Annotated in this window: 13 protein-coding genes; 1 reads left to right on the top strand and 12 read right to left on the bottom strand. The window is 40.4% G+C overall.

What is annotated here, in order from left to right; all coding sequences use genetic code 11:
• Positions 1–7 precede the first annotated feature (7 nt).
• The 8 genes from ACZZZK_RS18475 to ACZZZK_RS18440 form a co-directional block, all read right to left on the bottom strand.
• Positions 8–832 (bottom strand): SDR family oxidoreductase, encoded by an 825-nt coding sequence (locus ACZZZK_RS18475; protein WP_463485411.1) that lies wholly within the window; start codon positions 830–832, stop codon positions 8–10.
• Positions 833–916: 84 nt separating this feature from the next.
• The gene (locus ACZZZK_RS18470) at positions 917–2,083 is read right to left on the bottom strand and encodes a glycoside hydrolase family 88 protein (protein WP_463485410.1); all 1,167 of its coding nucleotides are present in this window, start codon (positions 2,081–2,083) and stop codon (positions 917–919) included.
• Between the two features lies 1 nt (position 2,084).
• Positions 2,085–3,281, bottom strand: a complete 1,197-nt coding sequence (locus ACZZZK_RS18465; RefSeq protein ID WP_463485409.1) for an alginate lyase family protein — start codon at positions 3,279–3,281, stop codon at positions 2,085–2,087.
• Positions 3,282–5,744 (bottom strand): glycoside hydrolase family 2 TIM barrel-domain containing protein, encoded by a 2,463-nt coding sequence (locus ACZZZK_RS18460; RefSeq protein ID WP_463485408.1) that lies wholly within the window; start codon positions 5,742–5,744, stop codon positions 3,282–3,284.
• A 7-nt stretch (positions 5,745–5,751) separates the two neighbouring features.
• Complete coding sequence (locus ACZZZK_RS18455; RefSeq protein WP_463485407.1) at positions 5,752–8,391, bottom strand: glycoside hydrolase family 2 TIM barrel-domain containing protein; 2,640 nt, start codon at positions 8,389–8,391, stop codon at positions 5,752–5,754.
• Positions 8,392–8,517: 126 nt separating this feature from the next.
• Positions 8,518–9,045 carry a hypothetical protein gene (locus tag ACZZZK_RS18450; RefSeq protein ID WP_463485406.1) on the bottom strand — a complete coding sequence of 176 codons (528 nt, stop codon included), beginning with the start codon at positions 9,043–9,045 and terminating at the stop codon, positions 8,518–8,520.
• Between the two features lie 10 nt (positions 9,046–9,055).
• Entirely contained in the window at positions 9,056–10,711 is a 1,656-nt protein-coding gene (locus ACZZZK_RS18445) for a RagB/SusD family nutrient uptake outer membrane protein (RefSeq protein ID WP_463485405.1), read from the bottom strand.
• 10 nt (positions 10,712–10,721) lie between these two features.
• Positions 10,722–13,880, bottom strand: coding sequence for a SusC/RagA family TonB-linked outer membrane protein (locus ACZZZK_RS18440; protein WP_463485404.1), 3,159 nt, complete (start codon positions 13,878–13,880; stop codon positions 10,722–10,724).
• Positions 13,881–14,320: 440 nt separating this feature from the next.
• Here ACZZZK_RS18440 and ACZZZK_RS18435 point away from each other — a divergent pair, with 440 nt between their 5' ends.
• Positions 14,321–15,334, top strand: coding sequence for a LacI family DNA-binding transcriptional regulator (locus ACZZZK_RS18435; RefSeq protein WP_056848753.1), 1,014 nt, complete (start codon positions 14,321–14,323; stop codon positions 15,332–15,334).
• Between the two features lie 3 nt (positions 15,335–15,337).
• Here the strand turns inward: ACZZZK_RS18435 and ACZZZK_RS18430 are convergent, their stop codons facing one another.
• The 4 genes from ACZZZK_RS18430 to ACZZZK_RS18415 form a co-directional block, all read right to left on the bottom strand.
• Positions 15,338–16,456 carry an alginate lyase family protein gene (locus ACZZZK_RS18430; RefSeq protein WP_463485403.1) on the bottom strand — a complete coding sequence of 373 codons (1,119 nt, stop codon included), beginning with the start codon at positions 16,454–16,456 and terminating at the stop codon, positions 15,338–15,340.
• Between the two features lie 88 nt (positions 16,457–16,544).
• The gene (locus tag ACZZZK_RS18425; RefSeq protein ID WP_463485402.1) at positions 16,545–17,399 is read right to left on the bottom strand and encodes a hypothetical protein; all 855 of its coding nucleotides are present in this window, start codon (positions 17,397–17,399) and stop codon (positions 16,545–16,547) included.
• Positions 17,400–17,413: 14 nt separating this feature from the next.
• Positions 17,414–19,030 (bottom strand): RagB/SusD family nutrient uptake outer membrane protein, encoded by a 1,617-nt coding sequence (locus ACZZZK_RS18420; protein ID WP_463485401.1) that lies wholly within the window; start codon positions 19,028–19,030, stop codon positions 17,414–17,416.
• Between the two features lie 9 nt (positions 19,031–19,039).
• Entirely contained in the window at positions 19,040–22,231 is a 3,192-nt protein-coding gene (locus tag ACZZZK_RS18415; protein ID WP_463485400.1) for a SusC/RagA family TonB-linked outer membrane protein, read from the bottom strand.
• Between the last annotated feature and the right edge of the window lie 456 nt (positions 22,232–22,687).

Here is a 22,687-nt window from a genome sequence, read left to right as displayed (position 1 = left end):
CCATAATTTAAACTCCCGAAAAAGCACCAAAACCACCATCAACGGTTATGTTTTCCCCATTTACAAATTTTGAGGCATCACTTAAAAGATAAATCAATGCCCCGATCAGTTCCTCGGGCGCACCAAACCTTTTGAAAGGTGTTTTTGAAAGAATCGCATTACCTCTGGCCGTTAACGAACCATCTTCATTGGTTAAAAGTGTTCTGTTCTGCTTGGTAATAAAAAAGCCCGGAACAATGGCGTTCATCCTGACCTTGTCGCCATAACGATTGGCCAACTCTACGGCCATCCATTTGGTATAACTGTCTATCGATGATTTTGCCAGTGAATAACCCAAAACCCTGGTTACCGCCTGTGTTGCTGAAACAGATGAAATATTCACGATGCTTCCGCCGTTCTTTGCTATTTCTCTACCAAAGATTTGTGTGGGTACCAGTGTTCCGAAAAGATTCAGATCGAAGGCCTGTTTCAAAGCTGAGATGTTCAAATTAAAGACATCGCTGCCGGGCTGGACTACGGCTTCTGCAATATTACCGCCTGCACCATTTACCAACGCATCTATACGACCAAAGGTGCTGATAATCTCTGCATTCGCATCGATCAGGTTCTGCTCATTAAGTACATCGGCAAGGATGTAAATTGCTTTGCCACCGGCATTTGTAACCGTTTCTGCCCTTAAACGGGCAACTTCCTCATTTCTGCCGATGATTGCAATGGTTGCTCCTGCGGAGGCAATTCCGTTTATAAATGCTTCGCCCAAAACCCCGGTTGCCCCGGTTACCACCACAACTTTATTTTTGAGCGAAAACAGATGCTCGATATTTTCTGCCATTCTTTATTCGTTTATTTTCATTGGCCTCATTCGGACCAGATAAATTGGATATTTATATATGTAATTAGTTGAAATACGACAAGCCTATTTACTTCTAAGCAGTGCCTCTAAATAATAATAGTCAGCATAATTAATTGGCACATCGATTTCTGATTTAGCTGGTCGATGCCCGGTACTATGCTCCAAAATAAAACCATAGTTGTCACCAATTTTACTGATATATTTTGTACTCAGCGAATATAGAATTTTATCTGCTGCAGCTTTATATTTTTTTGCATTTCCACTGTATTTCGCCAATTCGTACAGCGCAGAAGCCGTTATAGCTGCCGCAGAAGCATCTCTCGAAACATTTGGAATATTCGGATCATTGTAATCCCAATAAGGAATGCCATCAGCTGGGGTAACTTTGCTATTGAGGATAAAACCAGCGATTCCATCCGCCTGAGCCAGATAAGCCTTATTTTTGGTTTCTCTAAAGCAAAGTGTGTATCCATATAGCGCCCAAGCTTGTCCACGAGCCCAGGCAGACTCATTGGCGTAACCTTGTGCAGTCAACTTTTGAAGAATGTTTCCGCTTTTAAGTGTATCATAATCAATTACGTGATAAGAACTGAAATCGGGGCGGAAATGATTTTTAATGGTATGATCCGCATGAGATACAGCAATTTTGTAAAATGATGAATCGCCGGTCATTTTCGTGGCTTCAAAAAGCAGTTCCAGGTTCATCATGTTGTCGATAATTACTGGATATTTCCACTTGTCGCCATTGTGATCCCATGATTTTAGCACTCCGGCAGTTTTGTTAAAACGGGTGGAAAGAGATTTTGCAGCCTGAATGATTACCGCTTTATAGGCAGTATCGCCAGTTAAGCGGTACCCATTTCCAAAGGGACCATAAATCATAAATCCTAGATCATGTGTTCCTCGGTTATATTGCTCTTTTTTGATATCCTCCGTATATTTTCTAGCCAAATTTAACCACTTTTTATCTTTCGTATACTGATAGAAATACCACAATTCAGCGGGAAAAAATCCACTTGTCCAATCTCTGGAAACCACCATTTTAAATTGCCCTTTCTCCACTGTTCGTGGTGAAACCAGGTTTGGTTTTATCAGGCGGGCTGAATCAACATTTTTAATTAATATATCGGTTTGTTTTGCAGCAGAGGCGAAAGCCTGCTTCACATTAACTTTCTGAGCTTTTGCCAAATTGAATGACAAAGCACATAATAACATCATCTTAATTTTCATACTATAACCAAATTAAAGGATTGCGGATAGGCAGGTTTCGGATGACCTCTTCTACCTGCGGTTTGTGATCTAATTTTTTCCATGCTGAATACCACGATGATTGATTGTACTGAACCGCACCAACCAACAAAAATGGTTGTGCAACCGGCCAATTTTCCCAGTACATTACATCGGGTTTTAAAGGCCATTTGCTTTTATCTACAATAAACGGATAAAAATATTCAATACCTTTTTTGATTGATTTTCCATCAGCCGTTTCAAAGTTAAAAAGATTGTCTTTCGGCGTTGATAAAATCTGACAAATCATCGTCATGGCATCCAGATTAAAAATGGAATAGCCATAGGCTTTAGTTCTGGCAATTTCTAATGGAAAACTTCCGTCATTCCCCATTTGATTGGGCAGCAGGATAGTTTTGTATCTCACCCGCAAAGAGTCGAGCATATTTTCATCGCCACATAGCTTTGCAAATGATGCCACTTGCATGGCCCAACATGTAGCATGGTTATTTTTGACAGTTTTTTCCTGGATTCCGGGTACAGAGGTATTGAGCCACAGGGTATAATCTGCAAACCATTTTTTGACTCCCGACAAAGTTGCTTTATCGAAAGATTTTGCTTTTTGCATCACCAAAGCACCCTGGGCCACTTCCATCAGGTGGATAGTATCGATAATACCATAATTGCGGCCGGTAAATCTACCTTTCACTGCCTGAGCAAAAAGTAAGTTCGGATTCATTAACGTATTGCTATCAATAAACCAGGCTTGAAAATGTTTGATGGCATGTTTAACATATTTCTCATCACCTGTAATTTTATAAGCTGATGCCAAAGCGCCAATAATTTTGCTGAATCTGATCATCACTTTGCGGTGCTCCACAAAGTTATCCGGATTGGTTAGACCATCTTTACTGATGTATGGTCCATCAGGATTTTTGGGATCAGGCCACCAATAATCGGCTTCTGAAAAGAAATCATGTTTCCCACCTGAACTTCGGGGAGAAGATGAAGCTGTGATGGTTATCGGAGCCTGAGTTAATGCCCAGGCAGATTCCGCTAAAACTTGTTTTTTAAGTAATAGTTCCGCTTGTTTTGCCAGATCGGAAGCACCATTTTCCAGATGCTGATCAGCCACGGAAAACGCCGTTCCGATAACATAAGAAACGGTGATTAGTAATATAAAATAGATCTTCTTCATCATTTATAATTCTTGAAAAACTGTAGGAATGCCATCTGAAACGACAGAAGCGATACTTTTCCCTTTATTTAATTTGACTTTTATCGTTGCTCTTCCGTTATAGGCCTGCACTTTTCTAGCGCCTGAAGATGTGCCCAGGTTATCAAGTAATTTACCATCGCCGGTGAGGCCGAAATTAATCCAGTTCATGGCATCCAGACATTGCACACCATTACTATCAAACAGCTTTACTTCCAATGTAGCCACATCATCTTGCTGACTAATTTTTGTAAGGGTCATCTTTGCAGGTTTACTCCATTTTTCTGTCTGATAATTGAATTTAATCTCATCTGTTACCATAACGTTACCCTTTTTCGCGATCACTTTTACCGTATTTTCTCCTTTGATAAAAGGAAGATTCCATCGCAGGCCGGCCGCAGGGAAATCCTGACTATTGCGTTTTTTGATTCCAAAACTTCTGCCATTGAGGAAAATTTCGGCTTCATTACAGTTTGAATATACTTTTACCATTTTTTCTTCGCCCTCATCGCCCCAACGTACAGGCCAGCTGTGTCCATAAATATGCGCCATTGGTTTCTGGATCCAGTAAGACTGAAAAACATAGTATGACTCTTTTTTAGTGAAATCTCTTTCCACTACCCCTTTTTGATTCATGTAGGGTACAGGGTTTTCAGGACGGACAGGTGTAGAAAAATCTTTGAACGGCCAATACGCAGTACCGCTAAGCCATGGCATATTTTCCTGTTCTTTTAGATGCCAATCAATCAGGTTAGTGATGTACGATTCACTCCAATCTCCATCCTTGGAAATTCTGGCTCCGCCCCCATACAAAGAGGCATCGCCAGCCCTTTCATCAGCTTTGCCTCCGGTTTTGATTTTGCTCAGCGCTTTATCCGGGTTTTCCGAATGGCGCCCTGCATGGCTATCGCCGCCCCATTCTACATGTAAAAAGCGTTTGACTTTGGCAAATTCATCTTCAGATGCTTTTTTGTAATCCGTGTAAACACCACGATACCAGCCCGCCCAGATAGAAGGCGAATACACATCTACAATGTCGGCACAGAAGTCGCACCTTCTGATTGCGGTATATCTGGAAGCATCCATTTCATGAGAAATGTTATTAAGTTCCTTCATAAATGTTCTGATCTTTTCCTTATCAAATTCCGGAAAATCGCCTGGCCAGTCGTTTTCATTTCCCAAACCCCAGATCATTATAGAAGGATGATTGTGGTGCTGTTCGATCATGTTTTTCAACATCGTTCGGGCTTGTTGCTTGTAAACATCACCACCCAAACCGCCTCTGCACCACGGGATCTCTTCCCAAACCAAAATGCCAAGACTATCGCAAAGATTAAGCACAATTTTAGATTGCTGGTAGTGGCCCAAACGGATAAAGTTAACGCCCATATCCTTCATCATTTGCATTTCCGTGCGAATCATATCCTCTGTCATCGCCGCAGCTACACCAGCATGATCTTCGTGGCGATGGGTTCCGCGTAATAACAAGCGCCTTCCGTTTAATTGAAAAGGCCCTTTTTCAACAAAATTAATATGCCTGAAACCCACCTTTTCTTCACCCTTATAAGTTCCGGCAGAAGAAGTGATTTCGTAGCTAAGGGTGTATTGAAGTGGATCATCAACAGTCCAGAGTTGAGGTTTGTTAAACTGGAAAGTCCACAGATCGAGGTCGCTACCCAAGTTATTCAACTTCTTATCCTGTTTTGCGATAACTTTACCCAGTGGATTTATTAATTTTAGTTGAACGGTTGCATCCGATAAGCCTGTTGGATTGTAAAATCTGCCTTTTACATTCAGCTTTGCTACTTTTCCCTGTGCATCAGTTTCTGCCTTGACAAACATTTTATCAACGGAAAGTGCAGGCGTGTAAACCAGATTTAGGTAGCGGTAAATGCCGCCATAAATATTAAAATCAGATAGATCGGACGGAATCATCTCCAGATCTCTGGAATTATCAGTGCGAATAGAAACCGGAATTTTCCCTTTAAACTGCTTTTGATAGGCCTCACTTTTTTTGAAAGCCGCAACCGCATCGGTAATATCAGCGGTCCACTCATCATAGCCACCTACATGTGAAGCCACTTTTGTAGTGTGTACGTACACATCAGTCTTTTGTCCAGCGCCTTCAAAATGCAGAATGGTTCTGCCATTTTTGTATGGATTTTCTACTAAAAGCTGCGTACGATACCATGCCGGGCCCTGATAGTAATTCACATCCGGGTCAACCGCATCGGTTGCATTAACGCAATGTGGTAAGTTCACTTTTTGCCAAAGTGGAACAGATTCAGGATTCCCTACCCCTACGGGGCGAACGGCTTCCCAGATTCCACCCAAATCTTGTTTCAGAAATTCCCAGTTTTGGTTTAGGCGAACTGACTTTTGCGCCCAAGTAATGTTACTAGATAAAAGTAAAGCAACGACAACTGAATATTTTAAGTACTTATACATTTTATAATTAATAAATTTTTCTGAGTTGAATAGCATTTAAAACCGCTTTACCCGTGATGGCATTGAAACTAATGGTAATACCCTTATTTCCTTGAACTGAAATTCGTGTTTTCTTTTTAACTGCAGTAGCATAACCATAATCGGTTGCTAAATTTACATGCGGCATAAACATATCGCCATTAATCAGCACGTTAAAAGTTCTATATTCTTCAATTTCTTTTTTGTGGTTATTATCCAGGTTGTAAGCTAAAGCTTCTTTTGTTGCTCCTCCTAATAATTCTGCAAAGTGGATTGTGAGTTCATACTCCCCATCTGGCACATCGAACTTAAATTCTTTGATACCAACCTGTTGGGTTTGATAAACCGGATCATCGTTAGTATCCAGAACATTTTTGTCGCTGCCATAACTTATTCTGTTATTGGTTCCTTTAAAAGCTTCTCCACCGATATATCCCCATGATCCTTTTCTATAAGGCTGATCTGGCATCCAAACCTGGTGTTCCTGATCATCAAGATAAATTCTTTTCGAACCTAACAGCACATTCATCTGCTGGAAAGAAATTTTATCCGTAAAAGAATAAGGTTGCAATTGAAAGTTGATTTCCGCCTGATCGCTCAGATTACCTGAAACTACCCGTGCCTGATTCAGGCCGTTAACAAATGGAACTTTCCAATCTATAATATGATCTACAGCTTCTTTGATCCCAAGGCTTACTCCATTCAAAAATAATTCAGCTGATTTTAAATTGGTAGCGACTTGTACATTCTGCGTACTCACTGCTTTACCAGAATCAGCAAGGGCAGTACGGTCTTTCCAATGAGCCGATGTTATTGTTAAATATGGCTTTTTTGAAAGATAAGCCTGATAAAGAAAGTAGGTGTCTTTCGGTTTTCTTCCAATGGTTAACAAACCCTTGTTATTGATATGCGGCATGGTTTCTTCACGGGTTTCCGAATTGAAATCAGCCAGATTCCAGGCCATTCCACCGGCCACGAAGGGTCTGCTTAACATGGCATTGAGATAAACCTGATTGAATTTTATGGCATACTCCACACTTTTGTCGAACCTGACAGGATCTGTCGATCTGATTCTTGGATCTGCATCAGCGCCATATTCAGTTACCATGAAAGGCGTGTTTGGCAATTCTTTATGATGACGGTCGAGAAATTTAGCAAAATCTGCCGGCACACCCGAGTACCATCCTGAATATAAATTCCAGCCGACAATCATAGGTATTTTGGTAAGGCCAACTTTATTGTAAAGATCCCAGGCGCCGTGATTTACCAGTAGCGTATATCGTGATGGATCGAGCTTACGCGTTAAACTATCCAGCTTTTCGGCCAGTTCTCTGATGTGATCGAAATAGATTTGCTGTCGAGGCTTATCATCTGCAAACTTTGGCCGCAATAGAATTTCGTTCATATAAGCCCAGATGATTACGCTAGGGTGGTTAAAATTCTGACTGATCATTTCCCGCTGCATATCCAGACAGTTCTTGGTAAAGGCTGCTGATTCGGTAATGGTATTTACTACCGGAATTTCTACAGAGGCGAGAATTCCAAGCCGATCGCAGGCCTCCAAAATAACTGGGTCTTGTGGATAATGGGCCACCCGCAAAAAATTTCCGCCCATTTCTTTTAGTAACTCCACATCCCTGATTTGAAGTGCATCGGGAACAGCATTTCCCAGGTTTTCGTAATCCTGATGACGACTTGCCCCAATCAACTTAAGCGGTTTACCATTCAAAAAGAATCCTTCGTTGGCATCAAACTTGAACCACCGAAAGCCAATCGGGTTCGAAACCTGATCAATCGGTTTTTTTGTTTTTGCATCTAAAATCTGGGAAACCAAACGGTAGCGATATGGCTTTTCTGGAGACCACAAAAGAGGGCCTTTAATAGATTTCAGGTTTTGAACAATAGATTTATTCTCGCCTTTTTTTAAATTGACCTCTACTACTTCTTTGGTAATAAGTCTACCCTCATTATCGTAAAGTTGTTGTAAAACCCTTATCTTTTTATCTGTTGCAGCATCATTTTTAACATAAGTATTTACTTTAACGGTTGCAGAGTTGGTAGTTACCTGCGGCGTATTAATGAAAACGCCGGAACTACCGCTCTCGCTTTGCGAAAAATGTATTGCATCGGTCATCAGCAGATTAACATTCCTGTAAACCCCTCCAAAAAAGGTAAAATCAGCAGTGAGGGGCGGAATATCTTCGTTGAAGCGGTTGGTAACCCGTACTTCCAACAAATCGTTTTTAAAATTTAAGAAACCTGTAATGGCTACAACAAATCTGTTGTAGCTACCGATATGCTTACCTGCCGATTTTCCATTGACTAATACTTCTGCTTCCTGGCCAACACCATTGAAGATTAAAAAAATCTGTTTCCCTTTCGCCGATTCGTCAAATTTTAAATTTCTAGTGTAAATTCCCAATCCCCTGTAATAACCGGGCTCATCATCCAGTACATCTTGCACATTCCAGGTATGGGGAATGTTTATATTTTGATTTGGCCCTTCATCTTTACGAAATTGCCATTGATCATTCAGGCTTATTAGTTTTCTTCCACCCATTTGAGCAGAGGAAAAGGAAGCAAAAAAGAGCAATGAGGCAAGTAAATAAAGAAATTTTAATTTTAGCATAAACAGGATCGGATTGATTTCAATAGAAAGGGAATGGTTTTAAATTGTCTGCGCTAAATTTAATTTACCTCCCTGCCGAAACCGGCATGGGAGGTATTATTATAAGCTTCTAAATTGTTTAAAGTACTAACGGATTTCAATAAATCGCTTGAATGCCTGAGTGAAAGTACCAACCGTATATTGTTGTGTGGTGTTGGTAACCAGATTAATTTCAATTCTTCGTGTACCAGGTGCCTGATTATTCAGCACCTTAAAATAAAGCGTGTCAATCTTAGTTTCGGCCTTTGGAAATACCAAAGAATAAACTCCGTTAGGCGAAGTAATTTTGTTTCCGCTTCTATCAACTACTTCAAAATCTTGCCCTACAACAGCAGGGTTGGTAATTCCGGTGGTAACAAGTGCATATTGTGCGGCAGGATCATAATCACGCAGGTAGGAAGAATGGAACTTCACCGGAAATTTGATCAGAGCAGTTTGGTTTCTAAGTACAGATGCTGTAGCGGTATTGTTCCAGGGGATAGAAAAAAAGCCTGCATAATAATAATTCTCTAGTTCAGGTACGCCAACAGGATCTGTTTCTAATTTATCGCAACTTGAAAACAATGCAGTGCTAAACAAGATTGCTGTCAAAAACTTGATGTGTAATAATTTCATAATTATATTTTTAATTCCAGTTTGGGTTTTGCTTAATGTTGTTTCCACTCAAACTAATTTCCTGTAAGGGAACGGGATATAAATAATCTCTGAGTGGATTAAATGCCCTGTTGTTGGCGGCTTCTACTACTAAAACACCATCGGCATTTAAAACTAAGGTTGCCGGAAGCGTTCCTACCCATTCAACAGCATTGTATTTGGCACCGAGCAATGCTTTTGGCAACACGGTTTCTGCGGTTTTCCACCTGATTAAATCTCCGTATCTAAAACCTTCTAATGACAGTTCGACTGTTCTTTCTCTTCTGATCTCTTCACGCATACTCAGTCCGTTTGCTGCAACAAAAGCATTTGTTAAGCGCACATTTAAACCAGCCCTAGTTCTGATCAGGTTAATAGATAAATCCAGATCAGCATCAGAAATGGTTTCATTTAACTCATATTTAGCTTCTGCGTAGGTTAATAAAACTTCCGCGTAGCGAATAAGTGGTTTGTGCACTGTTGAATTATTATTGGTGGTCCAATCTTGAGCATTAAACCCTTTTTTGGCGGCAAATGCCGATCTTGAGCCTAAGGAAGTACCTGGAACCCATGGGCGCTGGTAAGCTTGTTCTCCACTTCTGAACACTAACGTTGTAATCCGCGGATCACGATTATCCAAAATCGTGTTGTATGATGTTTCTGCTGCTTCATTAACAAACAATGGAGATCTGGATGCTGATGGAGAATTATCGGTATTAAAAGCAGGCAACCCATCTCTGTATAAAAACATGCGGATCAGGTTTCTTGTGGGTGCAATTCTACCGTTTTCCAAATCACGGGAAGTGTTATGCACCAAACCGATAGCCGATGTACCTCCGTATAATTTTACAAAAACATTTTCAGTATTGGCTGCTCCTTCACCATCGTGGGTAAACATGCCCTGATAGCTGGCAAAAAGACGGTGACCCTGCCCCATTACCTGTGTAGAGGCATCAACTGCGATTTGAAGGTGCTTTTGATAATCGGCAATTCCGAAGAACTTCATACGCGTACCTTCATTTAAAGCAATACGTGCTTTTAAGGCCCAGGCAGCGCTTTTGGTCACCCGGCCATATTGTAATGCAGGTAATGCGGCCCGTGTTGGCAACCAGGTTGCTGCGAAATCCAAATCATCATACATCGCCTGTACAACCAGTAAACGTTCTGTACTTGGCATTGATAATTCTGGCGCATCAACGCCAAGTGTTTTCAAAATTAAGGGCACATTGCCATATTTTTGAACAAGGTTAAAATAAGCATAAGCTCTGAAAAACCTGGCTTCGGCAAAATAACGGTTTTTAATGGCATCACTAACCTGTGCTTTTGTGCCTTTCTCTAAAATATTGTTGGCCGTAAAAATATGCTGGTAAGGTACTCTCCAGTCATCACTCGTGCCCGGTACGCCGCGGTTTCCGTTGCTCACCTGGTTAAGGCCACCTTGGTTAACATTGTCATCTGCCCGGTTATCTATGGTGTATCCTGCCAATTGCTGGTACATCCGGTTTGCGGCATTCATTAAATCACTTTCGGTGTTCCAGAAGGTATTATCAGTCAATTCTGTTTCTGGTAACCGATCTAGCTTATTGCATGCATTAAATGTCGACACAATTAATATGGCTGCAAAAAATACTTTATATGTTGTTTTCATATCAATCATTTTATAAGGTAATATTTAATCCGAACGATACAGAACGGTAGAAAGGGTATGCTTGTGCACTTACATCATTTCCAACTTCCGGATCGAAAACACTTAGCACATCTGTTTTCTCAAACAAATCCTGCCCTGCTACATAAACCCTTAAGTTTTGGAAAATTTTATTTTGTGGTTTGAAGTTATACCCTAGTGTTAGGTTTTTCAAGCGGATATAATTTCCATTCTGCACCCATTTATCTGATGGCCTGAAGTTATGGGCACTGGTTTGAAACATACGTGGAAAAAACGCATTGGGGTTTTCTGGCGACCATCGATCCAGGTGAATCGACCACGGCATATTCGCAGTGCCTAAAATCGGAGAAAGTGTATTTTCATCGATCAAGAAAGCTCTTTTTGCAACGCCCTGGAAAAATACAGTGATATCAAATCCTTTCCAGGATGCGCCCAAATCCAGGCCAAAAGTGTATCTGGCGTTAGTGGTACCAAGGTTTACCAAATCTCCTGAATTGGTTGGCGTACCACCACCCGCATCAATCACTCCGTTCCCGTCTAAATCCAGGTATTTCACATCACCTGCAGCAGGATTGGCAAAGAACGGATATCTCACCCTTGCTTTATAAGCATCTGCTTCTGCTTGTGTTTGAAAGTATCCATCAGTTTTATAACCCCAAACGGTATTTAGCGGATAGCCCTGTAAAATTTCTACCACACCGGCATTCGCTACTGAGTTTCGGCCATCATATTTAGTTACCTCGTTTTGATTATCAGCAACGTTAAATCCTATTCTATAATCACCATTTTTAAAGGTATCTCTCCATTTTAATTCAAGCTCCCAACCCCAGCTTTTAAGTTCGCCCACATTTAATTTTGGCACATTTACACCGATGGTACTTGGCAGAAATAAATCGGCCAACATATCTTTATTATATTTTACATAATAATCTGCTGTTAAGGTTAGCTTGTTTTTGAAAAGACCGGCATCAATCCCGATATTGCTCGACTGAACGGTTTCCCAGGTTTTATTAGCCGAAGCCAATTGGTTTTGATAGAGATACTGGGTTTTCAAACCGTTAAAGATTACTCTGTTCTGGTTATCAATCCCGATGCCGCTGGTGATCAAAGGAAAATAATCGTAGAAACCTAACACCGCACCATTACCAACCTGTCCCCAGGAGCCTCTAAGTTTTAAATTGCTTACAAAAGGCACATTGTCTTTAAAGAATTGTTCTTCGCTGATTCTCCATCCAGCTGAAAATGCCGGGAAGACTTGGAAACGATTTTCAGGCGCCAACCTAGAGCTTCCATCGTAACGAACTACGGCTTCAAATAAATATTTTTCATCGTAATTGTAGTTGAATCGGCCGAAAATAGAACCAAAAGCCCAGGTTTCAACCTTGTCTTTATTGGTTTTAGTTGCAGCATCACCAAAATTTAAACTAAAGAAATCGTTCGTTACCATTCCAGTTGCACTGGCAGAAAATTCGTCTTTTCTATACTGTTCAAAAGAAGCACCCCCTAAAATTTTAAAGCTGTGTTTATTAAGCTGTAAATCGTACGAAATTTGGCCGGTTAAATTATCCTGATAGCTTTTATTTTTGGTCAAATCAAGCTGATTTAACGCATTGAGCGTATTACGAACCGTATTGGTACTTCTTCCATACCAGTTTAAAGTTCTTTTATTCGATTCATAATTATAGAAACCGTAATTACGGGAGGCGTTTAAATCTACAGTAAGGCCTTTAACGAAATTTTTGGCCGTGATATTTATTTTTCCAACGAAGTTATCGAAGTCACTTCTTTGAAAGCCTGCATTTTTTTCAATATCAACAGGGTTTAATTGTAAATCGCCATTGTAAATATTCCCTGTTACATCTTCTTTTGGCACATACAGCGATTGTCTGGTACGTACACGGTAAAGCAAATCGATAATATTGCCAGTACTGTAAGAGTTTTCGTTCACCTGAGATCCGGCATAACTTAAAATCGCTCCAACAGATAAATATTTGTTGATCTCCGAGTTTACAGAAAGGCGCATTGTTTTAACAGAGTTGTCATCAGGACCGAAACGCATGACACCGTCTCTTTTAAAATAACTGCCTGACAATAGATAATTTAACTCTTGCTTTCCTCCTCCAATTGATAAATTATATTTCTGTGAGGCATTAACCTTATCCATACCTTCTTTAATCCAGTTGGTATTATCGTAGTAATCCCAGCGATCGGCGGTTTGGTTTTCGCGATAATTAAAATTAGGATTTTTAAGCCACTCAATTTGCTCGGGAGTGAACTCTCTGGCGCCAGTTGCATTTAACCGTGCCTCATCAATTAAAGTTTGTTCATCCCATGAGTTAAGCCTTTGCGGTTGCCTTGCGGTAATGTTTAAACTGTAGTTATTACTAAAGTTGATGCGTGTTTTGCCACTTGCACCCTTTTTTGTGGTCACCAGAATTACACCACCGGCCGCACGTGCGCCGTAAATTGAGGCGGCAGCAGCATCTTTTAACACCGAAATATTCTCGATATCATCAGGATTGATTAAGGCCAGATCCATTTCCACACCATCAACCAAGGTTAGTGCTGCTGTAGTATTTGCAGAAGAAAAGCCCCTGATTCTAATCCCCAATCCTTCAGCACCAGGTTTACCACTACCCCGGGTAATGGTAACTCCTGGCGATATCCCTTGTAATGCCGCAATTGCATTTGGCACCGGACGATCTTGAAGTTGTTTTCCATCAACCTGTGCTACTGCACCGGTTAAGTTTACTTTTTTCTGCGTTCCATAACCTATTACCACAACATCATTTAGGCCTTGCGAATCATCAGCAAGGCTCACATTAATTGTGGTTTTCCCTGCTACGGCGACTTCTTTGCTTGCGAAACCAATGTATGCGAATACCAGCACAGCACCTGGGGAAGTCGTTCTAATGGTATATCTCCCGCTTTCATCTGTAACCGCACCAATTTGAGATCCCTTTACTTTAACGCTTACACCAGGCATGGTGATGCCTTTTTCATCTCTAACTGTCCCTGTCACAGTGCTTTGAGCAAAAGCTGTACTATTAATAAGTAGCGTAAATGCAATAATAGCTATAATCTTTGCCTGTGGGAAAGGCTTAATCATATTAGCTGCTAAAGCGCTCAAAAGAAAATAAAATCTCTTCATAATTTATATCGATATTAATCTGTTTAGTGAAACCTAATGCATACCAATGCCACTCTTACTATGGCAATAGCCTAATAAGTTTTTATGGAATAAATTTGATTGCATGAGCTTTAGGCTATTTAATTGCGCCTAAATAATCTGCTTTTTAAAATGAATGGATACGACTGGAATGGCATATACCAGAGATTTTGATGCTCTTTTTTTTGTTGAAACTCTTGCATTTCAAAGAAAAGCAAGGCGACAGCTGATGCTGAGTAGAGTAATTTTTTTTCATGTTTATTTGGTTAGTTTTCTTTAATAAATCTAATTTATGGAAGCAAATAAGAAATTCTCAAGCCTGATTAACAATAAACGCTTAAAATGGGTTTAAACTATATTTCAAACGTTTGAAATAATAGCTGATTTTTGCTTAACTATGTAGTACCCTATTATTAAGTTATATGCAGAATACCCCGGTAACCTTAAAATATTTGGCAGAAAAATTAAAGATGTCAATATCAACAGTGTCTAAGGCATTAAATAATTATCCTACTATAAACGAATTTACTAAAAAGCGTGTTCAGGATCTGGCTACTGAATTACACTTTACGCCAAATAAATCGGCCATTAACCTTAAACAGGGACGATCGAAAATTATTGGTATTATTTTACCAAATCTGCTTGACCACTTTTTTACCAGAAGTGTTTACGGTCTGGAACAATTTGCTTCAAAACACGGATATAACGTAATTATCAGCCAGTCGCACGATAGTTTAGAAAAAGAAATCCAATCTGCAAACATGTTGCTGCAAACCCGTGTTGATGGATTAATTGTAGCCATTTCGAAGCACACTCAAGATTTCTCTCATTTTAACGAGTTTGAAAAAATGGGCACCCCTGTGGTTTACTACACCCGGAATCCTAGTTTTAACCTCAGTTGCCACAAAGTATTGTGCAATACTTTTCAGGGTGCCTATCAAGCTACCAAATTTCTAATCGAGCGGGGGCATCAAAATATCGCCTATTTAGGTGGACCAAAAATGATCAGCTTTACCCATGATAGGTTTAATGGTTACATTCATGCGCTTAAAGACCATGGCATTCCCTTTTCCGCAGAACTAGTGGCTTATACTGATTTTGATAAAGAAAGTACCATTACCGCAATCAAAAATTTGTTTTCATCTGAAGATAAAATACCCACTGCACTCGTGGCCTTTAAAGAGCCGATTTTGTTTGATGCGATGAAATATCTTCGTTCGGTTAACCATCCAAACTTTCAACAATTGGAATGCATCGGTTTTGGCAACACCTCATTTATCAGCTATTTTAATTCGCCTCCGGTTGCTTCTATTGAAGAAAATCCTGAATCTGTAGGCGAAAATGCAATGAAACTTCTTTTGCAGCTTTTAAACAGAAATATTGAAACAAACGATTATCAGAAGATATTGGTTGATTGTAAGCTAGTTGTTCATTAGTAATTATTTTAGTGAAGGATATACTTTTGCTGCTCTTTGAACAATGGACAATGCCTGATCTTTGTTGAACTTATTTAACTGCTGATATGGCCATTTTTTCTTTTCTTCCAAATATGGGATGAGCCATTCTACAGCTTTCTGCAAACCAACATTATTCTTGTTTTTTGTATGGTACAGGTCTACGCCAACATGCTGAGCCAGCTTGGCTATCTTCATCCATGCATCAAGATTCATATTTACATAATCCCAGGAGTTAGTCCGGGCAGTTTCTAAAGGCTGTCGACCATCGGTATCAAATTGCACATCGAGTCTGGGAATGGTGAGGGAGGTAAGTGTTCTTTCAGCCAATTCTTTGTTATCCAAAAACAAGGCAAAATCGATTACCTGCAAATCATAATTGGTACCATGATTATTTTTCTCCAACCTTTCGCTTTTGCCGTTCGCACTATCGCTTAACCACTTTAAATAAGCACTGAACCATTTCTTCACGCCGCTTACCGTCTCCGGATTCAGAGATTTACTCTCTTGCATCAGCGCAATGGCTTCTGGAATATCTATCAAGCCTCGGGTTTCAATAATGCCAATTCCACGGCCATCATTTAATCCTGGAACATACTGTGCAAAGGTAAGGCTGGGATTCATCCGTGTTGCGGTATCAACAAAAAAAACGGTTAACAACTCATTGGCTCTTTTAGCATATTTCTCTTCACCAGAAAGATAATAACCCATGGCCAGGTCGTTTAGTGTAGAAGTCAAATCTCCAATTTGTGCCCGATCATTGAGTTTATAAATCTCCGGGTTTCTACGTCCATCTTTTCTGATGTAAGGCTCTCCGTTAGCTTTTGATGGATCGGGCCACCAATAAGGTGCCTGACTTAAATAATCGTGAATATCGCCAGAAGGCGCAATTTTAGTTTTTTTGAAGGTAACTGAATACGGCCCTTTTAGCAGGGCACGATCAGCACGGCTGATTTGTTCATTGCCTGATTTTGAAATGAATTGTTCTTTCAAAACTTGCAAGGTTGATTCGTCATTAATTAAGAGTTTAAATTTTTCTTGTCCCGTTGCTGTTGATGAAAACAAGAATGCAGTTGCAAAGAGAAAAATAATTGATCTGATCATTAGCACTAAATGAATTTAATAATTTTGTTAACTGATGATTTAGATTTGATGCCTGTCCGAGCTAACAGGCATCAAATTTAAATTCATATTAATATCTCCACGGATAGATAAGCGCCCCGAATACATGGATTTGGCCATTGGTGGCGAGTAAACCGGCAGTGGCTGCATTTGTAGCATCGTTATACCTTAATGGAGAAAAATCGCTGCTCACGATTCTAAAATTCAGGCGGCTTTCCGGATCGAAACCATAAACCTGACCTGGTGTTAAGCTATTTACGCGGTTGAGTATCCGATCGCCGGAAACATTTAAGTTTGGTGTAGTGCCGGCAAGGTACCATCCAAGCAGCGACTTATCTGTAGCACTAGTGCCAGATGGCAAAAGTGTAGGCAATGAAGAATTAGTGGTTGTACCGTTTTCAAACCCATAATTTTCGAGTGCGATAAGTGATAAGAAAAAATTTCTCACATCTTCTTTGGGATAATCTGACCAGTTTTTAACCGGAACCCCATCTACAGAACCATCGGTTTTTAATTTCAAAGTGCCATCGGTGTTTTTACTAACTAAAGGAAACGAAAACCACATGCCGGCAGTTGGAACATTACTGGTAGTCACTACCACTCCGTTTGTTGTGCGTGTAGGCAACACGCGGATGGCTTCGTTTTTTAGGAAAACAAAGGTACGGCCCGGTTTTTCGTATTCGGCCAGATCAATACTTGCGTACTCCAAACCAAGTTGCATCCACTTAAAAATGGTATCGTTGGGTACAATCGGATTTTTACCCCGATCTAACAAATATTGTTTCGCCGATTTATTGATATGCGCATCAAGTATATTTTTTTGAAACTCATAATCTACTTGTTTATCCAAGCCAAACATCGAACATCCTGAAATGATGGTGGCCACGGTTAAGAAACCGATTAATAATAAATTTATCTTTTTCATTTTCAATTCTCTAATTAATAAGGTTGGCTTTGAACCAGTAAACTATTTGAATACAGCACCCTTGTTGCCAATGGCCAGTAATATCTTCTTTTATCGCTACCCCAACCTACTGCCGGATTGCCTCTTGAGCTTTGGCGGGCAATTAAAATAGGATCCATTACTTCTTTAACACGATCTGTTCTAACCAGATCAAACCAACGTACCCCTTCGCCAAAAAGTTCATACTGTCTTTCCTGCAAAATTTCCATCTCGAGCGTACTCTCCGTAAAAGAGGTAGCCACCACCTGTGGTACCCCAGCTCTGGCTTTTATTAAATTCAAGTATTTTACTGCATTTGCTCTATCACCGATTTTATTAAGCGATTCAGCATAAAGAAGATACATTCCGCTCAAGCGGTACATTGGTGCATAAACATTGGTTTCCCTGGTACCTGGTAAACTGCTGTTGTAAATTGTTGGGGTAAAATTGTATCCGGCTGTTGCTGTTGGGGCCACATAATTTCCGGCGTATAGCTTCCAAACACTCCTATCCCTGATCGGCTGGTTTGTTGCTGAAGTAATATTGTATGTTTGTTTTACCCGTAAATCTGTCGTGGCCGAAACTGTGCCATAGAGTTGAACTGACTTACGAGGCCAATCGGTCCACAAGGGGTCGGCCATCCTGATGAAAGGCTCATTATCGGTTCTTGATGTTCCGGCCATACAGGCGCATCCATTTGCAAGAAAATCCCAGTTGATATAAAAGATCGTTTCCACGCTGGTGGCAGGATTTACGAATTGTGTGTTCCATGTAGTTCCTGGCTGAAGATCAGTTAAGGCCCCACCAGAACCATCCGCTCCGATACCCGATGCATTATAAACTTTGCCCGTCGGCGCTTTAGCTGCGAACAAACGTTTAAACCAGATATTGGCATTGGCATAGTCTTTTCTCCACATGTATAAGTCGGCCATAATGGAACATATTGCACCTTCGCCCAAATACCAGGTAACCGGGGTTTGATTTTTAAGGGTAAGGTCGTATGCAGTTGTTAAATCTTTAATACATTGATCAAGTATTTTTGCCTGCGGATCTTTAGCTTGTTCGGCCTGGTCGCCCAGTTTTTCATAAGGCTCCAAACGTAATGGCGCATCGCCCCAAACCCGGGCAATCCAGAAATAACAAAGTGCCCTCATGGCATAAGATTGTGCCATATAACTGGCTTCTTTGGCCTGTGTTAAAGCGCCAATGGTACCAATGGGTGCATAATTTTTAACTTCGGGAATCTTTTTGATTAATAAATTGGCTCTGGAAATGGTACTGTATAAAAAAGTCCAGTCAGCCCAGGTATTCAATGCCGTGAGTCCGTTTAAGTGAATTTCATCTGTAGAGTTTACGCTATAGGTATCACGCCTTTCCCAGTTATCCGATCTGGATTCTCCCCACCACATCTGGCGGTTTTGATATTGTCCGTCGCCCATCATTGTTTGTTGAAACTCGCCGTACATACCCGCCAAAGCTGCATCTGCTTCGAGTGAACTTCTCAGGAACGTACTCAAAGTGCCCTCCGAAATTGGCTGCTCATCTATTGCTTTTTTACATCCTCCAAAAGCCATTAATAAGCTTAAGAATGTTATTGTAAATATCTTTTTCATTGTATAAAATTAAAATCCGATGTTAATACCAAAACCCAACTCTCTTCTCTTAGGATATTTGCCTGTGTCATCTCCGGGAGTCAAACCTGAGGATGCGGAAAATTCAGGATCATAACCCGTATAATTGGTGTAGGTAAGCAAATTAACACCGTAAACATATGCCGAAAGGCTTCTTGTAAATAGTTTTTTAGCAATTTTTGAATCAAGCCTGTAGGTAAATCTGGCGTTAGACAACCTGATGAAACTGGCGTCTTCTAAAAAGTAACTGTTTCCTCCAGATCGCTGGCTTCCCCTGATATTTTTATCTAGATAATAAGGATAAGTGGATTGATCTCCCTGTTTGGTCCAGGCACCATAAATCGCCTCTGGTAAAGATGGATTGCCATTATTTGCAAAATTGGTTAGATTTTGTTTAAACTGGTTATACACCTGGCCACCAATTGTAGCGTTGATGATGAAGGAAAGAGACAGGTTTTTGTAGGTAAAGTTATTTACAAAACCCAGGTAAAAATCTGGTTGCGCATTCCCAATCACATGCCGATCGCCCTCATTGATAAAGCCATCATTATTGGTATCTTCCCATTCGGTATCTCCTCCAAGCAGTACTGCTCCATCACTGTTTTTTTTCTGCACAATTGTACCTGCATAGCGCTGCCCGTCGAGCTCGTAATAACTTGCGGTCGATGCTACAGGATCTGCCGCTGTACCGCGAACAGGATATTTAACGGTTATCCCAACGGGAGTTAATCTTCGTCCATCAGGTGTGTAGGCATTCGAAGCGTCATATTCATATACCCCAAGATTTTTCCACCCGTAAAAATCACCAATTTTACCACCTTCTCTCACCAGATAATTTGCGTTACCGCCACTTACTCCGCCCAAACCTACAGCTATAAATTGTTCGCCGTTGTAAAGTGATTTAATACGGCCACGTTCTATTGAAACGTTGGCGTTCACCGTCCAATTGAAGTTTTTCGAAGCTACAGGAGACCCAGAAACAGCAAACTCAAGGCCTTTATTCTGAATATTGCCCACGTTTACTTTGATGGTATTATAACCAGTTTCTTTTGGCATTTGCCTGTCGTACAACAGGTCTTTTGTATCTCTGAGGTATGCATCAACAGTTAATGAGAGCCTGCCTTTTAAAAAACTTAAATCAAGACCCAAGTTTTTGGTAATCGTTGTTTCCCATTTTAGTGCTGTGTTACTAAAGGTTGGTGTTGTCGAAATTCCGCTCACGCCGTTGTAACTGTTCCCTCCGATTTCTACTCTTGGAATAGATTCATAAGGACTAATTGCATCGTTACCCAAGCTGCCATAACTGAATCTTAACTTACCGTCGTATAAAATCTTTTTCAGCGAAGAGAATATTTTTTCATCACTAAATCTCCATGCTGCCGAACCGGCAAGGAAATTCCCTGCCCTGTTATCGACCCCAAATCTTGATGAAGCATCATTGCGATATACCCCCTGAAGAATGTACCGGCTTTTGTAATTATAATTCGCTCTTGCAAAATAAGAACCAGTGGAAACCGCTGAAGCAGAAACCCGTTGGGCACTCAACACCGAGATGTTTGAGCCAGTGATTGTGTTTACATTTTCCAGTACGAAATTAGTACCGCTTAAAGTAATATCATCAAACCGAACCCGGTCTCTTGATACACCCAGAGTTGCTGCGAAATTATGATCCTTAATGCTTTTGTTATAGTTTAAATAAGCTTGTCCTTCGTAATAGAAGCGCTTACTTGTAGCATTGGTTGCGGCGTTGTTATCTCCATTTTGATTGGTTACATACCGTGGCGAAAAGAATACGCGTTGCCCATTATCCAGCTGCGTATTTAAGGCGGCGGTAAACCTTAGGTTTTTAAGGATATCATAGTTTAGCGTACTTACAAATTGAGCCTTGTAATCCTCCCGGGTATTAACTTCCAGTAAAGCATTGGCAATAGGGTTTCTCTTGTTATTGATGAAACTGGTTAGCGTACCATTGGGATAATAAATCAGATAACTCGAGGGTCGGTCGAAAACAGGCCGAATGGAGTTTCCTATGTTGGCATAATTTCCAGTCTGCCTGTAAAAAGAAATATTGGTCGAAATTTTAAGTTTTTTCGATGCCTGATATTCCACATTCGTTCTAGACTGGATTCTTTTGTTGTATGTATTTAAAGCAATCCCCTGATCGTCGAGATAATTTAAGCTGGTAGAATAAGTAAGCCCTTTTGACCCGCCGCTTAATGACAGGCGGACATCGTGCTTTTTGGCCAGGTTACCCAATAATAATTTCTGCAGATCATTTGCAGAATTTAAGCCAGGATTCAAGGAATCTGTTAAAACAGCTAACTGACCTTGCAATTGACGATAATACCGAATATCAGCAGAATTTGACTGCTGTATCTCATGAGCGATGCGGCCCATTGTAAATACATACTGCAGATCTATTCGTGGACTCCCTTCCAAGCCTCTTTTAGTCGTAATCAAAATTACTCCGTTTGCTGCCCTCGAACCATAAATGGAAGCAGAAGCTGCATCCTTAAGTACTTCAATATTTTGGATATCATTAGGATTGATGGCTGCTGCATTGGGCGTAATCACACCATCTATTACATATAGAGGCGCTGTACCCTGGCCTTCAGATGAAAAGGTAGAAGGACCACGAATGGTAATGGAACCTTCAGCCCCTGGTTCTCCGTTATCATTAACTACCAGCACTCCGGCGGCCTGGCCTTGCAAGGCATCGAACAAATTTAGTGGCTGCCTTTCTTCGATCTCCTTAGCCGTAATGGTAGAAGTTGAAGAAGCCAGGTCTTTCTTTCTGGAAGTTCCGCCATAGCCAGTGACTACAACTTCGTCAAGCTCACCTACATTTTCAGCAAGCGTTACGTTAACAACGGTTTTATTGCCAACAGGAATTTCCTTTTGACCGTAGCCCACATAACTGAATACCAATATTGCCTGTGCATTGGGCACCGTTATGGTGTACTTGCCGTTTGGATCTGTGCTGGCTGCAGTATTTGTATTTTTTACTTGAACGCTTACACCTGGCAATCCGGCAGTTTTATCAGATACTGTACCTGATATTTTAATCTGCGCATAGGCTGATTGTAGACCTGTAATGCAGATCCCTATCAATACAAGAAGTAAAACTGTTAAAGTACGGGTGAGGTAGGTCCGATGATGGTGATGGGTAAAGGGTTTTCTCATAATTATCTATTTTGGTTAGTTATGCATTAAATGCTGCAGATTACGATGGGCATAACAATTTCACACAGGCAAAATCGCTGTTATAGCATACCGCATTTTCTACAGTAAAAAATTAAAATTCCGGCTTAAAAATCTAGCTGTCTTTTTTGGCGAAAGAAGTGTTAATGAGTTTTGGCGTTTTTATGTATTTGGTTAGTTATGAATTAAAAGTACAATGAAAAAGAAAAAATTTATTTCAAGAAATCTAAAAACATTGCTTAAACCGCTCTGAGAACAATTTCAAACGATTGAAGATTATTTCAACCGATTAAAATTGAAGGTAAAAACACTTGTAAAAAATCAACTGTTAAGGCAATTAACTTGTAAATATTCGCAGTATTCCGGATCAGCATGAGTTCATAGTTCTAGTCGCTTCAAGCTTATTATCTACGGCTAGACAGTAGAAATAAAGTTACA

This window comes from Pedobacter sp. AC163, from assembly GCF_979258665.1.
Note: the sequence above shows the minus strand (reverse complement) of the source record. Positions and strands in the feature narration are given on the sequence as shown.

Coding starts and splice junctions, on each gene's coding strand:
- ACZZZK_RS18475 (WP_463485411.1), bottom strand. CDS start 832: ATGGCAGAAAATATCGAGCATCTGTTTTCGCTCAAAAATAAAGTTGTG.
- ACZZZK_RS18470 (WP_463485410.1), bottom strand. CDS start 2,083: ATGAAAATTAAGATGATGTTATTATGTGCTTTGTCATTCAATTTGGCA.
- ACZZZK_RS18465 (WP_463485409.1), bottom strand. CDS start 3,281: ATGATGAAGAAGATCTATTTTATATTACTAATCACCGTTTCTTATGTT.
- ACZZZK_RS18460 (WP_463485408.1), bottom strand. CDS start 5,744: ATGTATAAGTACTTAAAATATTCAGTTGTCGTTGCTTTACTTTTATCT.
- ACZZZK_RS18455 (WP_463485407.1), bottom strand. CDS start 8,391: ATGCTAAAATTAAAATTTCTTTATTTACTTGCCTCATTGCTCTTTTTT.
- ACZZZK_RS18450 (WP_463485406.1), bottom strand. CDS start 9,045: ATGAAATTATTACACATCAAGTTTTTGACAGCAATCTTGTTTAGCACT.
- ACZZZK_RS18445 (WP_463485405.1), bottom strand. CDS start 10,711: ATGAAAACAACATATAAAGTATTTTTTGCAGCCATATTAATTGTGTCG.
- ACZZZK_RS18440 (WP_463485404.1), bottom strand. CDS start 13,880: ATGAAGAGATTTTATTTTCTTTTGAGCGCTTTAGCAGCTAATATGATT.
- ACZZZK_RS18435 (WP_056848753.1), top strand. CDS start 14,321: ATGCAGAATACCCCGGTAACCTTAAAATATTTGGCAGAAAAATTAAAG.
- ACZZZK_RS18430 (WP_463485403.1), bottom strand. CDS start 16,456: ATGATCAGATCAATTATTTTTCTCTTTGCAACTGCATTCTTGTTTTCA.
- ACZZZK_RS18425 (WP_463485402.1), bottom strand. CDS start 17,399: ATGAAAAAGATAAATTTATTATTAATCGGTTTCTTAACCGTGGCCACC.
- ACZZZK_RS18420 (WP_463485401.1), bottom strand. CDS start 19,030: ATGAAAAAGATATTTACAATAACATTCTTAAGCTTATTAATGGCTTTT.
- ACZZZK_RS18415 (WP_463485400.1), bottom strand. CDS start 22,231: ATGAGAAAACCCTTTACCCATCACCATCATCGGACCTACCTCACCCGT.